Annotated in this window: 13 protein-coding genes; 2 read left to right on the top strand and 11 right to left on the bottom strand. The window is 58.9% G+C overall.

The annotated features are described in order from the left end of the window. Both HMPREF2724_RS10215 and HMPREF2724_RS10210 read left to right on the top strand, forming a co-directional pair. Nucleotides 1–782 (top strand): peptidylprolyl isomerase (locus HMPREF2724_RS10215; protein ID WP_070588491.1); only part of this gene is annotated, 782 nt, incomplete at its 5' end. Nucleotides 783–1,079: 297 nt separating this feature from the next. Then, the gene (locus HMPREF2724_RS10210) at nucleotides 1,080–1,385 is read left to right on the top strand and encodes a hypothetical protein (protein ID WP_061922779.1); all 306 of its coding nucleotides are present in this window, start codon (nucleotides 1,080–1,082) and stop codon (nucleotides 1,383–1,385) included. Between the two features lie 202 nt (nucleotides 1,386–1,587). On the opposite strand, the gene HMPREF2724_RS10205 is transcribed toward HMPREF2724_RS10210, so the two are convergent. The 11 genes from HMPREF2724_RS10205 to HMPREF2724_RS12470 all read right to left on the bottom strand — a co-directional run. Continuing rightward, nucleotides 1,588–1,767, bottom strand: a complete 180-nt coding sequence (locus HMPREF2724_RS10205; protein ID WP_061922781.1) for a hypothetical protein — start codon at nucleotides 1,765–1,767, stop codon at nucleotides 1,588–1,590. Nucleotides 1,768–1,854: 87 nt separating this feature from the next. After that, nucleotides 1,855–2,409, bottom strand: a complete 555-nt coding sequence (locus HMPREF2724_RS10200; protein ID WP_141741049.1) for a hypothetical protein — start codon at nucleotides 2,407–2,409, stop codon at nucleotides 1,855–1,857. Between the two features lie 100 nt (nucleotides 2,410–2,509). Beyond that, on the bottom strand, nucleotides 2,510–3,094 hold the full coding sequence (locus HMPREF2724_RS10195; protein ID WP_061922787.1) for a DUF421 domain-containing protein: 585 nt from the start codon (nucleotides 3,092–3,094) through the stop codon (nucleotides 2,510–2,512). Nucleotides 3,095–3,193: 99 nt separating this feature from the next. Next, the gene (locus HMPREF2724_RS10190) at nucleotides 3,194–5,275 is read right to left on the bottom strand and encodes a bifunctional metallophosphatase/5'-nucleotidase (protein ID WP_061922790.1); all 2,082 of its coding nucleotides are present in this window, start codon (nucleotides 5,273–5,275) and stop codon (nucleotides 3,194–3,196) included. A gap of 217 nt (nucleotides 5,276–5,492) precedes the next feature. Continuing rightward, nucleotides 5,493–7,808, bottom strand: coding sequence for a RelA/SpoT family protein (locus HMPREF2724_RS10185; RefSeq protein WP_371326273.1), 2,316 nt, complete (start codon nucleotides 7,806–7,808; stop codon nucleotides 5,493–5,495). A 54-nt stretch (nucleotides 7,809–7,862) separates the two neighbouring features. Further along, nucleotides 7,863–8,417 carry an adenine phosphoribosyltransferase gene (locus tag HMPREF2724_RS10180; protein ID WP_070588488.1) on the bottom strand — a complete coding sequence of 185 codons (555 nt, stop codon included), beginning with the start codon at nucleotides 8,415–8,417 and terminating at the stop codon, nucleotides 7,863–7,865. 50 nt (nucleotides 8,418–8,467) lie between these two features. Next, a complete protein-coding gene (locus HMPREF2724_RS10175) occupies nucleotides 8,468–10,117 on the bottom strand; it encodes an ABC transporter substrate-binding protein (protein ID WP_246815070.1) in 1,650 nt (549 codons plus the stop codon). A 32-nt stretch (nucleotides 10,118–10,149) separates the two neighbouring features. Further along, a complete protein-coding gene (gene secF, locus HMPREF2724_RS10170) occupies nucleotides 10,150–11,343 on the bottom strand; it encodes a protein translocase subunit SecF (protein ID WP_070588485.1) in 1,194 nt (397 codons plus the stop codon). A 2-nt stretch (nucleotides 11,344–11,345) separates the two neighbouring features. Further along, the gene (secD, locus tag HMPREF2724_RS10165) at nucleotides 11,346–13,130 is read right to left on the bottom strand and encodes a protein translocase subunit SecD (RefSeq protein ID WP_201040720.1); all 1,785 of its coding nucleotides are present in this window, start codon (nucleotides 13,128–13,130) and stop codon (nucleotides 11,346–11,348) included. Between the two features lie 233 nt (nucleotides 13,131–13,363). Then, nucleotides 13,364–13,720, bottom strand: coding sequence for a preprotein translocase subunit YajC (gene yajC, locus HMPREF2724_RS10160; protein WP_070433166.1), 357 nt, complete (start codon nucleotides 13,718–13,720; stop codon nucleotides 13,364–13,366). A 60-nt stretch (nucleotides 13,721–13,780) separates the two neighbouring features. After that, a partial coding sequence (locus HMPREF2724_RS12470; RefSeq protein WP_305764397.1) for a Holliday junction DNA helicase RuvB C-terminal domain-containing protein occupies nucleotides 13,781–13,919 on the bottom strand: 139 nt, incomplete at its 5' end.

Raw genomic sequence — 13,919 nt, 5'->3', positions numbered from 1 at the left:
CCCGCCCTCTGGGCGTCGTCGCGGCCTCGCTCGTAGTTATCCTCGCCTTGGTCGGCGGCATCTACTTCTTCGCCACCCGCGATAATTCCGATGAGAAGGGCGTGGCCGAAGAATCCAGCGCCGCAGAGACCACTGCTCAGGACACCCCGGATGCCAAGCCACTGTCCGGCAAGCGTGCTGAGGCACTGCCTGCGAGCGTGCAGTGCACCTACGAAAAGGACGGCCAGGATGCCAACGGTGCGAAGGTTCCGGACGGCAAGGATGTCTCCACCAAGGGAACGGTGAAGGTTAACTTCGCTACCAACAAGGGCGACATCGAAATGGAGCTCGACCGCGCTAAGGCTCCGTGTGCCGTCAACGCAATTTCGGACCTGGCGGATCAGGGCTACTATGACGACACCATCTGCCACCGCATGACCTCCGGCGTCTTGAGCGTCCTGCAGTGCGGTGACCCAACCGGCACCGGCTCCGGCGGCCCTGGTTTTAGATTCGCCAACGAGTACCCAACCGACGAGACTGATGAAGCTGACACCAAGAACCCGGTGACCTACCCGAAAGGCTCCATCGCCCTGGCCAACTCCGGCGTGGACACCAATGGCTCCCAGTTCTTCGTCAACTACGCCGACTCCATGCTCACGCCTGAGTACACCTACTTCGGCGACCTGACCGACAAGGGCCAGGAGACCATGGACAAGATCGCCAAGATCGGCGTCGAAGGCGGTGCCTCCGACGGCAAGCCGGCCGAGGAAATCAAGATCAAGGAGGCGTCTGTCGAAGCCTAAGCGCCGACAAATAGATGTCCTTTCGTCTCCCCCTGGGCACCCCTGATGGGTATGCCCAGGGGGCTTCGTCTTACATGCACCTTTTTCAGAGGTAGCTGAGATTTTCTTATGCGTGCGCAGGCCTTTTCACAAAATAGGCTCTATCATCTAGTGCATTTTTCCTATTTCTCCTGCACACAACATACCTACAGATACTTCACAGGATGAACTTTTTCGCTTTTTCGGTTGCATATCTTCAGGGCCGGAACTAACATTCGTGGGGTCTTTGAAATTCCCAAACTCTTAAGGATTGAACACATGAAGTTCTTCTCCCGCAAGGCACTGGTTGCAGCTGCTGCAGCCGCTACCATCTCCTTCGGCGGCGCTGGCGCTGCTATGGCTGCAACCCCAGCCGCAACTACTTCCACTACCACAACGGCTGCTCCTACTACTACTCAAACCCCTACGGAGACCAAGACCCCTGAAAAGGAAGGTTCCTCTTCCTCTTCCTCCGACGATTTCACGGCAAAGGACGTCAAGGAGTGGATCGGCGTTGCCACCGCAGTCATCACCGCCCTCGGCGCACTGTTCGGCTTCGTCAACAAGTACTTCAAGATCTTCTAAACTCGATCCGAAGATCTAGAACAACCGCTCACCATTTGGTGGGCGGTTTTCTTATGCCTGACCTGCTGTGGTTTCAGTGATGCACCGGACGGTTTCAGCTAAGCACCGATGCCAGAGAACGCATCACGCGCAAAACTAAACCCTCGATGCAAACAACGGCATCGAGGGAATTCCTATTTGAGTGCTCCTCAATAAAGCTCTGCTAGCGCACAATTCGTCGAATACCGAACACGCCCAAGACTTTCTCCCACCAGGGAAGGTTACGTGGCTCATTCAAACGCTGCATGTATGCCTTCATGAAGAAATGTGCCTCTTCCAGCGCTTCAAACTCTTCGTCAGAAATCGCCTGAGAATTCTGAGCAGACCTATCTGCAATCGTCATGGCACGTCCCTCCTCTTTCGGTGCCCTTAACCTTACATCGCTGATACAGCGTAATCCACCCTTTTTCCTGGGTAAAGATTGAGGCGTTTACGCTTCCTCACTAGATTCCGTCGTCGAGTGCTCACGCTCTACCCCATTCTCATAATTCTCCTTGATGTATTCCGATATTGCTTGGACAAACGTCTCGTCTTCATCGGAGCGATCAGACATTGTCACGAGCGTTGGCAACAACTGCCATCCTGCTCGACGTTTTCTTTCGTCGCTATCAAGAGTTAGATTCATTGCCCACTCGATTCTGTTGTAGTAGGCATCGCGCCTATCTGAACTTTGTTTTTGCTTGAACGAACGCCAGGCGATTACGAGACCTACAACAGCAACAATTGCGTTCGGAATCGCCCCACGGTAATTCACGAGCTTTAAAATGACATCTTTCCACTCGTCACCCGTAAGCCACCAAGTCAGAAGGAATGCTGCAGCAACTCCGATGATAACAATGACGAGCAATATGCAAAGTGCGCCAGGCAAGGAAACAGACCACCCTATAAGCCTGTCTCGAGTCTTCAGCGATCGATCCTGACTCTTCGGTGTCATTGGCTCCGCCATCTGCGTGTTAGGGGGTTCTTCCTCATTAGTGTCGCTCATCAGAAGAAAGAATATTCGAAAAAGATTAAGTTGTCAGAAGTCCGGAGCTTTTATCAGAGCTTTCCAGGTAGCTTGGCATTACGAACAGCCCAATGCACAGCTACTTCTCCCCTGGTTTGTCGTCCATGCCCTCGATGAGCTCAGCGCCGAGGATGTCGCGGAAGAGGTCCGGGTCGACGAATTGGCCGATTTTGATGACGGAAATTTGGCCGGTGGGTTCGAGGATCATCATCTGAATGTCGCCGCGGCGGCCGAGTCCGGCTTTGCGGGTTGCGGAATTTACGTCGCTGACGGTGATGTGAGCGAAATGCATGTTTTCACGCACCAGCTCGCCGTTGTAGACCAACAGCACGGGACGGCGGTCAAGGTAGCGGGACCAGCCGATGTAGCGGCGGATGGTGCCGAAGGCGGCTTCCAGGACCATGAGCGTTAGAAGACCGATGACGCCGGCGGCAAGGGTCGGTGGATTGCCCACGATGACACGGCCGGCCACGGCACCGAACATAATGATGATGACGGCATCGGAAGCAGTCATCGACGTCAGCACGCGGGTGCCAAAGAGCTTGACCAGAATCATAAAGGCCAAGTAGATACCGATGGTGGCAAGAAGGACCACGGGAATGCGGTGTGGCTCAATGCCTAATTGATAAGCCGACTCACGCCCGATTAAATCCACAATATCCACGTCAAACTACTCTACTATCACGCATTTCCTTTACGGAGCTTGGATAGACAAAGGCACCGTGGAGAAGATTCCCCGGTGCCTTGCTTTAGACTGCAGTGCTTAGATGTTGAACTGCTTGCGCAGGTTCTCAATGAAAGCACGCACCGGCGCCGGCAGCATGTGCATGTTCATGCCCACCACGCCGATGATTCCCACGATGGCAGCGATGACCCCCGCAGCAATGCCCAGGCCCTTGGAAGAACCGGAGTCCAGGGAGGACAGGGAGCTCAGCGAGGAGCTGTCGGTAGTATCTTCCTTGCCTGGCTCGTCGCTGCAGGTGGCGTCGTCAAGCGGCAGCGTTGCCTTAGTACCAGCGTCGGTGGTGATTTCGAGCGGGGTATCGCAAGTGAAGTCCGCCGGCACGTTAAGCTTCAGCGTTGCGCGGCCGCGCTCACCGAATTGGTCGTCACCGTCCTGCTTCGCGTTGTCGATATCCGCAGTGGCGGTCTCATCCCCCAGCTTGACCGTGGCGGTCTTTGCCATCGGCTCGCCCTCAGAGGTGTAGTTGAGGGAGGACAGCTCCACGGTGATCTCATTGCCCGGCTTAACCTCGCCGGTGATGTGTGCGCCAATCTGGCCCTGACCCTCACGAGCGGCTGGCTCGCCAGCCTTGATGTAATCAATCATGGCCTGAGTGTCCATGTAACCCAAGTCCACAACATCCTTGATGGCGCCCTCAGCGAAGTAGCCGTCGCCGCCGCCGATGAGGAAGGTGGACAGCGCGATGGTGTAGTCCTTGCTCGGGTCGACCTGCTCACCGTCGATGGTCACGGACTTAATGCGGCTACCGTGCTCACCGGTCTGGTCATAAACCACTTGCACGTTATCGGAAAGGCCCATGGCCAGGCGCGGACGAGATGCGCCTTCCTGCCACTGGTTCTCCAGAGCCTTGATGAGGTCAGCGCCGGAAACCTTGCCGTAAGCCACGGCGTTGCCGAATGGCTGCACCGTGAAGACATCCTTGTAGGTGACCTCGCCTGCAGGCAGGTCCGCGCGCACACCACCGGCGTTCATGACGCCCAGGTCGATCTCCTTGCCCACGGCCTTCGCCACAGATTTGCGCTGTGCCTGCGCGATGAAGTTGTTCAGGGTGGATTCCACGCCGCGGTTGGAGCCCGAACCCTTGCCCTCATCGGAGCCACGGAAGAGCGCCTCTGGCATGGTGCCCACGACGTCAGCACCGAGCTCCTCCGCCTTGGCCGCAGCTTCATCGACGATCGCGGCGATTTCGGCATCCTCGCTAAGCGAAGCCGCGTCCGTCGCGTCGTACTGCTTCATTTTGATGTCGGTGACCTTCTTCGCCTTGGTGTCGAAGGTGATATCCAGGTCGTTGAGCAGCTTGCCGTACTCGTGGCCCTGCGCCCACTGCAGCGGCAGGGCGCCCTCGCGGGCGACCTCGCCCTGGGTCTTCACGTGGGTATCGCCGCCGAAGAGCGCATCAACGTCGGTGCTGAATCCGTCGGCGAACTGCTGGGCGTCCTCGTGGAAGAGCGCGATGACGACGTCAGCCTCGCCGGATTCCTTCAGGTGCTTTGCCTCTTTATTGGTGGCCTCAACTGGGTCGGTGAAGGTCACGCCTGGAATCATTGCCGGGGCAACCTTGAACTCGGTGTTCTGGGTAACGGTGCCAACAAAACCCACCTTGACGCCGCCGATTTCCTGGACGATGGAAGCATCGAGAATCGGCTTGCCATTCTGCAGGACGTTTGCGCCCAGGATCGGGAATTCGGAGTGCGGCTGGATACGGTCCCGCAAGTCATCGACGCCCTTATCAAACTCGTGGTTGCCCACTGCGGTAGCATCGAGGCCCATCGCGTTGAGAACGTCCATGGTGTACTCATCCTCAGAGATGGCGGAGATATATGCAGAACCGCCCACGTTATCGCCAGAGGAAGTCAGCGCATATTCTTGGCCTTCGTTGACCTTCTTAATCAGCGACTGCAGCAGAGCCGCGCCCATCTCATCGCCGGGCTTTACGGTCTTGTCCTTGGGCAGGCCATTTTCCAAATGACCGTGGATGTCAGTGATGTTGCTGACGGAGATAGTCACGGTGTTGTCCTGCGCGAAGGCAGGGGCTCCGCTGAGAGCGACGGCAGTAACGGTAGAGGCAGCGAGCAGCTGGCCAAAGCGACGAAATTTCACGAGTTCTCCTGTTTCATGAGAGAGGTACGAACGTCTTGTTTATAGTCGCTTTAAGGCACCTTCGCAGCCCACATAAATGCTTTTACCTGGCGTTTTACCGGGCATGCCCGGAAAGTTCACCTGCCCGCAAACCGCCAGCTATATGGCATTAAGAAACCCTCACCCTAGGTTGGGTGAGGGTGACGGCGTCCCGCCGTCACGGTCTGGGCTTTACCTTCTAGGCCGTTACGCGGTAGACGTCGAAGACGCCCTCGGTGTTGCGCAGCGTGGTCATAAGCTGGCCCAGCTGCTTGGTATCCGAGATGGAGAAGGTAAAGCGCATCGTGGCGATGTGGTCATCACCGCGATTGGAGCTCATGGACAACACGTTGAGCTTCTGCTCACTGAACACGCCGGTCAGCTCAGCCAGCAGGCCCTGGCGGTCGATGGCCTCGAGCTGGACGCTCGCAGCAAACTCGCCGGCGGCGCCCTTGCCGGAGGACCACTCCACCTTCATCATGCGCTCTGGTTCCTGCTTGAGCTTTTCGGCATTGGTGCAATCTGCACGGTGAACCGAAACGCCGCCGCCACGGGTGACGAATCCGAAGATGGCGTCACCAGGCACGGGCTGGCAGCAGCGCGCCAGCTTAGCCATGACGTCGGGGCTACCCTCCACTAGGATGCCGGTTCCCTTCTCGGAATCGGTGGTGCGTTGAGTACGGGAGTTCTCCAACTCCGTGAGCGAAGTACGTGACGCCAGTGCCTCAGCGGCATCGTCTTGGTCGCCGAAGAGCGACATCAACTGGTTAGCCACGTGCTGGGCCGAGACGTGGCCCGCGCCGATTGCCGTGTAGAGCGAATCGACGTCGTCAAAGTGCAACTGCTCTGCCACTTGGCGCATCGAGGATGCGGTGAACAGGCGGTGCATCGGCAAGCCTCCGCGCTGGATTTCCGCGGCCAAAGCGTCGCGGCCGGCCTCTAGGTGCTCTTCGCGGCGCTCCTTGGCAAACCACTGGCGCACCTTCGCCTTCGCGCGCGGCGATACTAGGAACTCCTGCCAATCACGCGAAGGACCGGCATTCTGATCCTTCGAGGTAAAGATCTCTACCTTGTCGCCGGACTTTAGCTGGGATTCCAACGCCACCAGCTTGCCGTTGACCTTCGCACCGATGCAGCGGTGCCCCACCTCAGTGTGGACGGCATAGGCAAAGTCCACCGGCGTGGACCCCGCTGGCAGAGTCACCACATCGCCCTTGGGCGTGAAAGCAAAGATCTGCTTGGTGGTCAGGTCATAGCGCAGCGAGTCTAAGAACTCGTTCGGGTCTGCAGCTTCCTTCTGCCAATCCAGCAGCTGGCGCATCCACGCCATCTGGTCGACTTCGGCATCGCCGGCGCCGTTCTTGCCCTTTTTCTCCTTGTAACGCCAGTGCGCGGCCACACCGAACTCGGCGTTGTAATGCATCTCGTGCGTACGCACCTGAGCTTCCAGGGTGGAGCCGCCTTCTGCAATCACCGTGGTGTGCAGCGACTGGTAGACGCCGAAGCGCGGGGAGGAAATATAGTCCTTAAACCGGCCCGGCAGCGCTTGGTAGAGCGCGTGGACCACGCCGATGGCGGCGTAGCACGAGTTGACGTCATCGACCAAGATGCGGATGCCCAGGAGGTCGAAGATCTCCGCAAAGTCGCGGCCACGGACCATCATCTTCTGATAAATGGACCAATAGTGCTTCGGGCGGCCCATGACCTCGGCCTGAATGCCGTTTTCACGCAGCGCCGCACCAACCTGCTTCTGGATCTCCTTAAGGGCGCGATCGCGCGAAGGCGCGCGATCTGCCACCATGCGTACAATCTCGTCGTACTTCTTCGGGTACAAGATGGCAAAGGAAAGGTCTTCCAGCTCCCACTTCACGTTCGCCATGCCGAGGCGGTGCGCCAGCGGCGCGATGACGTCTAGGGTCTGGCGCGCCTTCTTTGCCTGCTTCTCTGGCGGCAAAAAGCGCATGGTGCGCATATTGTGCAGGCGGTCGGCGACCTTGATAACCAGCACGCGCGGGTCAGTAGCCATGGCCACGATCATCTTGCGGATCGTCTCCGCCTCCGCGGCGGCGCCCAAGGCGACCTTGTCCAGCTTCGTCACGCCGTCGACAAGCCGGGCAACCTCCGGGCCGAAGTCGCGCGTGAGGTCATCCAACGAGTAGTCGGTATCTTCCACCGTGTCATGCAGCAGCGCCGCAACGATGGTGGTGGTGTCCATGCCGATCTCCGCGGCAATCGTGGCCACCGCCAGCGGATGCGTAATGTACGGCTCCCCCGACTTACGGAACACCCCCTCGTGGAGGCGCTCAGCAGTGTCATAAGCGTTGTTGAGCACTTCTGCATCGGCCTTGGGGTGAAACTGCCGGTGAATGGACATAAGTGGGTCCAAAACCGGGTTGATCCTTACCCTTCCGCCGGTCAAAGACCGCGCTAAACGGGCGGACATGCTGCGCATGCCGCCATTAGGGCGCTTTGTCGACTTCTCAGTGGTCACGGCGTCGCCCTCCTCATAGGTCATGGGGGTGATGTGTTTGGCCTAGTATGGCCCTAGTATGGCCTTAGCCACATCATTCTAGCCGGTCGCGCCCGCCTGATTGAGCACTACCAGCGGAACACCTGCCAATCGCTCGCGGCCGGCTAAGCCATTGACCTCTAGCACCACGACGTTTCCGGCAACTTCCGCACCCGCGGACTCCAAAAGCAACTTCGCGCCGTAGAGGGTGCCACCGGTTGCCAGCACGTCGTCGACAAGCACGACACGTTTGCCCTTGATGTCCACGCCATCGGCCGGAATCTCCAGCGCCGCGGAGCCGTACTCTAGGGTGTATTCCTGGGTCAGTACTGGTGGCGGCAGCTTGCCTTTCTTGCGGATGGCCAGAATTCCCAGGCCCAGCTTATAGGCCACGGCTGACCCCAGCAGGAATCCGCGGGCATCCAGGCCGCCGATCATGTCGGCGCCCAGGTCCTTACAAGCCTGCGCAAGGCCATCGACGACGGCTTGGAAAGCATCGGCGTCGGCTAGCACGGGCGTGAGATCCTCAAAGAGGATGCCCTCCTCCGGGAAGTCCTTCACTAGGCGGACTTTTTCCGCCAGTGCACGTGCAGCGTCTGAATAAACTTCACTCACGGTCTAAAAATCCTTATTAAAAATCAGTGTTAAGTGGAAAGGTCTGCGCACTAGCTCGCGGAAGCGCTCACGGCCCAGCGGTCCATGTTCCAGCCAATGCCCGCGCTGCCAGTGTAAGGCACTACTCCCTTGACGTTGCGATCCACGATGAACACGCGCGGCTGTGCTGCCACCGGAATGGAAGGCACATCCTCCCAGAGCTTTTCCTCCGCGCCTCGAATCTCCTTCAGATTCGAGATATCGGCATCGGGCGTGGTGTACTCGCTCATTGGATCGACAGGACCCAAGAAGACGTCGATGGTAGGCGTCCATGTAACCGGATCCATCTCGAGGTAATGCTGGGACATGTACTCGGCGGACTGGTCCTCGATGGTGATGCCGGCCGGCTCGCACATGGACTTAATTTCCTCCACCATCGCGGCATAGCGCTCATCGGGGCCTAAGTAGCCAATCTTGATGGTATTGCCCGAAAGTTCCGAGGCCTTGGTCATGTCCGCCTTCTTGTGCGCATCCGCGATATCGCTAAGGTGTGTGCCTACCGGGTCGGAGTGACGCAGGGTGCGTGTGTAGACCGGCGGCACGTCCACGCCGGAGATGTCCGAACTGACCTTGGCCAGGCGGGACTGGTCGATGCAGGCCGCGAAGGCTTGACGCGCCCACGGCTCCTGAAAAACGCCAGCCTGCGACAGCGTCAACGCATCGGTCAACCCGCCGACGGTGGGCTCAACCTCATAGGGGCTTTCCTCGTCGGCGGCCGGCAGCCACTTCGGCTTAGCGGAGCCTGCGTCGACGACGCGCAGGTTACCAGACTCCCGCAGCGCCTTAGCATCTGCGGTATTTGGCCACACCACAACCCTGTCAGTAGAGGGCTGATCACCAAAGTATTCCTCATTGGCGCGCAGGATGACCTCGCCGGACTCCCCGACCTTATCCACGACGAAGGGGCCAAAGGAAACCTGCAGCGCGGGATCAAAGTCCTCGGCTGTCGTGGAGAAACCGTAGCGCCAGGTCTCGGCGACCTGTTGTAAGGACGCAGGATCCTGCGTGGACAGCGCCGCGTTGAGCTCTTCTAGGTTCATCCCGGCCTTCTTAGCCACGGCATGCGCCGGCATGACGGTGCCCGGGCCAAAGAGGTAACGCCACCTATCGCCTTGGTCCTTGTTGAAGGTGATGGTGAACTTCTTCGCGTTGGGTGCGCAATCAAAATGCGCGATCTCGCTAGTAAGCGGCATGTGCGAACCAAACTCGGCTGGCATGACGCCAGCGGTATATGCCAACAGGTAGTCATCGCAGGTCACCGGAACGCCGTCGGAGAAGGTTGCCTGCTCCGACAAGGTGAAATTGACCTGCTTATATGGGTTCTCCGGGCTGGCCGGTATCTCCTCGGTCTGCACCAAGTCCGAGTTTGGAATCATCTGCCCCGATGGGCCCGGCATGTAGATGCCTGGGTATAGGCGGCTCGACAGCTGGGCCGCATTCGCAGCGTTGCCAAAGGACGTTCCCGCATTGGTGGTGGCCAGACGGGTGTTGACCATGTAACCGAAATAGTCCGTGGAGTGAGAGCCAGAATCCTTGGCTTGCCCAGCGGAATCCTCGCCTGCCCCATTCGAACACGCCGTTGCGCTTAGCCCGACAACGGCGAGGAGCGCCATCGCAGCTCGCTTGCTCCAATGACGCTCGTTCTGTGGTGTGTTTACCACGGTAGTACTCGCTCCTTTTCGCCCCGTTGTGCTTAACGGCCCGGGCGCCAGCTTGCGCCAGCGCTGCCCGGCGTATCCAGGTTACGTGGGGTGCCATTCTCGCCAGTGCTTGGCGACGCCGCCTTCTCGCCTGTTGCCGCACGCTGGGGCGAAGCCACGGTTCGCGAACCCTTGGCTGCCTCTGTTGTGTCTTCTTCGGTGGCATCCTCGCCGTGCTCGGCGCGGAAGGCCTTGACGGCAGCATTGTGCTTCTTTACTGCCTTGCGGCGGTTAGCCAAGGTAACCAGCAATGGAGTAGCAAGGAAGAGCGAGGAGAAAATGCCCTCGATAACGCCGATCAGCTGGATAAGCGCGAGATCGCGCAGAGTGCCGATGCCCATGAGCCAGACCGCGATAACAAACAGCGCGATGATTGGCAGCACGGAGATGATCGAGGTGGAAATCGAACGCATGACGGTCTGGTTCGTAGCCAAGTTGGCCAGCTCGCCGTAGGTGCGCTTGCGCTGCCCCTCGAAGCCTTCGGTGTTCTCGTTGACCTTGTCGAAGACGATGACAGAGTCATAGATGGAGAAGGTCAGAACGGTCAGCAGACCAATGATGACGGCCGGGGAAACCTCCAAGCCGAACAAGGCGTAAATGCCGGCGATGATCACGCCGTCGAGAATCAGCGCCAAAATGGCGGCGAAAGCCATGTCGCGCTGCAAGCGCACTGCCACGTAGATGGTGGCGGCGACCAAGAATACGAGCATGGCCAGCAACATGCGCTCGGTGATGGAAGAACCCCAGGACTCAGAGACCGTGGAGGAGCCAATCGCATCCGGAGTGGCCTCGCCGGACTCATCCTTCGGCTCGTACTTTTCAAGGATGGCCTGGCGAGCGGTGTCGACCTGCTCCTGGGATAGGCGCTCGGTGGTGATCTCCAAGGTGCGGGAATCGCCAGCACCGACGATCTGCACCATCTCCGGCTCGATGCCGGTTGCTTCCTCGAAGGTGTCTCCTACCTGCTCGGCCACGAGGTCGCCTGCAGGCATGTTGAGCTTGGTACCGCCCTCGAAGTCGAGGGAAAGGCTAAAGCCGCGGATGGCAATCGCCAGGATGGCAGCAACCACGAGGGCTGCGGTGATGGCGTACCAGGTCTTGGAACGGCCAATGAAATCGAATCCGCCCTCGTCCTCGTAGAGGCGGTCCAGCTTGGAAATTTTGTGGGACTTAACGCTAGAGGTCATGCTTACTTCTCCTCCTCGGACAGGCGGGACGCATCGGATTTTCCTGCCGCCGGGGTCTTTGCGTAGTAGCCGCGGGCGCGGCGCTCCTCGACGAGCGCGTAGATGCCGCCGAGACCATTCATTGCGGGCTTCGCAGCCGCAGGCTTGCCGCCGATGAGCTGCATGAGCGGCGCCATGACAAGGAAGGAAACAACCAAGTCGAAGGCAGTGGTAAGGCCCATGGTGAAGGCGAAGCCCTTAACCTCACCGATGGAGAGGAAGTAGACGATGACGGCGCCGATGAGCGTCACGGCGTTACCTGTGACGATGGTGGCACGCGAGCGCTCCCAGGCCTTGGTGGCGGCGGAACGGAAGGAGCGGCCCTCGAGCAGCTCATCCTTGATGCGTTCGTAGTAGACCACGAAGGAGTCAGCCGTGGCACCCACACCGATGACCAGACCAGCGATGCCGGAAAGATCCAGGGAGTAACCAATCCAGCGGCCCAGCAGAACCAGGGCGCCGTAGGTCAGGATGCCGGAGGCAACCAGGGTGATAAGGGAAACGCCAGCAAGTGCGCGGAAGTAGTACAGGGAGTATGCAGCCACGAGGAGGAAGCCGACGATGCCGGCGATAAGGCCCGCCTTCAAAGCTGCCTTGCCCAGTGATGGCGGAACAGTCTCGACGGTGCCGCCAGGCTCGCCGTTGGAACCGGTAAAGGAAAGCGGCAGTGCGCCGTACTTCAGGTTATTAGCCAGGCTACTTGCTTCTTCCTGGGAGAAGTCACCGGTGATGGAGGTAGCAGAACCAACCGGGGTTGCTCCCTGGATGACAGGTGCGGAGATAACCGCGGAGTCAAGGGTGATGGCAACCTGCTTCTGCAGGTTCTCCTGGGTCAGCTTGGACCATGTCTCGGAGCCGTTCGGGCCATCGCCGTCCTTGAACGCGAAGCTGATTTCCATCTGGCCGGTCTGTGAGTTCAGGCCACCGTCGATCGGCTTGTTGGTGTCGATCTCGTTACCGGTCAGGCGAGTGCCGTTTGGATCCTTAATGCCCTCGAGAAGCGGGGACGGCGCCAGAATGTACGGCGTCTTATCAGCAAAGTCACAAGCCACGAACTGCTTGGCTGGATCGTCGGTGCCGGCGAGCGGATCGGTATCGGCGTCGCAACGCATCAGTGCGGAAGCCGCGGAGATAGTCGTGGCGTCTTCAGACTGGCGGTCCTTGAGCAGCATCTTAGTCATCTCATCGCGGAAGTCTGCCTTTTCAAGCGAGTTGGAAGGCTCTTCCTTTGGCTTAGCGGTGACCTTCGGTGCCTCGGATTTCTTAGCATCCTTGTTGCCAGCCTGCTCTGCGCCCTGCTGGATTGCATCGTTGACCTTCTTCAGGGATTCATTGGCCTGCTCAGGGGTGATAACGCGGTATTCCACCCAGCGGTTAGCCATATCCTGCAAGGTGTCTTCCAGCTTGGACATATCCGGCATCGTCTGCTGCGCAACAGGGCGGAACAGAAGCTGGGAGGTCTGGCCCACTGCCTGTGCCTGGGAGGCGTCCTCGCCAGGGACGGTGATAACGAGGGTGGATCCGTTAATAACCACCTCGGAGCCAGAAACGCCCATACCGTTGACGCGCTGTTCAAGGATGTCGCGTGCCTGCTTGAGCTGATCCGGCGTCGGTTCCTCTCCCTGCGGCACGAGGGTCACGCGGGTACCGCCCTGCAAGTCGATGCCGAGCTTCGTCGAAGCCTCGCGCGGGCCGGTTAGGAAAATAAGGGCGTAAATAGCAACGACGATTAGCGCAAACAAGGCCATGGCGCGCTTGGGCCATTGCCTGTTTTTGTTGCGCAATGCGCCACGATTTTTTGCGGACAAGAAGTTCTCCTGTGCAACTAGAAACAGGGTTTAACAAATTAAAAGTGAATAATTCGTGCGGCCAATGTTTTACTGGCGCACGAGCACGATCCCTCATGATACGTCATGGACGGGCCATTAACTCAACGGGATCTCAGCTGTAGCACTGAGTGTGACCAGTGCTACACCAGCAGCTAACGCTGCGAATCCTCAGCAGACTCAACTGACTCAACAGGCTCAGCGGTCCCATCCGCAACGCGTGCATTGTCGACGTCGCGGGCCTCGCCAGGCTGCTCGGCTTCAACGGTGCGCACGATGGCCATCTTGTCGAAGGTTGCGACAACGCCTTGGGCAATCTGTAGCTGCACATCGCCTTCGGTGGTGGCAACCACGGTGCCGTGCATGCCGCCCGCAGTAATAACTTCCTGCCCCGGGGCCAGGTTCTCCTGGAGGTTGCGCAGCTTGTTCTGGTGCTCCTTCTGCTTCCGCATAGTCATGAAGCTAGGCAGGATAATAAGGAGGGCGATAACGAGTAGAAATGCGTATTCCATAACAGGACAGTGTGCCAGAAACCCACATCTAGCGGCTGCCAAAACGCCGCGACGCGGCTTCTAAAACAGCGTCTCGCCCAACGTACCCTCGGGCGGTTCCAATCCAATATGGCGCCAGGCGGCTGCGGTAGCCACGCGGCCCCGGCCAGTGCGGGCAACCATGCCGGCGCGCACGAGGTACGGCTCGCAGACTTCCTCC

It is taken from the genome of Corynebacterium sp. HMSC071F07 (assembly GCF_001810285.1).
Classification (GTDB): domain Bacteria; phylum Actinomycetota; class Actinomycetes; order Mycobacteriales; family Mycobacteriaceae; genus Corynebacterium; species Corynebacterium simulans.
The sequence above is the reverse complement of the archived record's forward strand: the minus strand, read 5'-3'. Positions and strand labels throughout refer to the sequence as shown.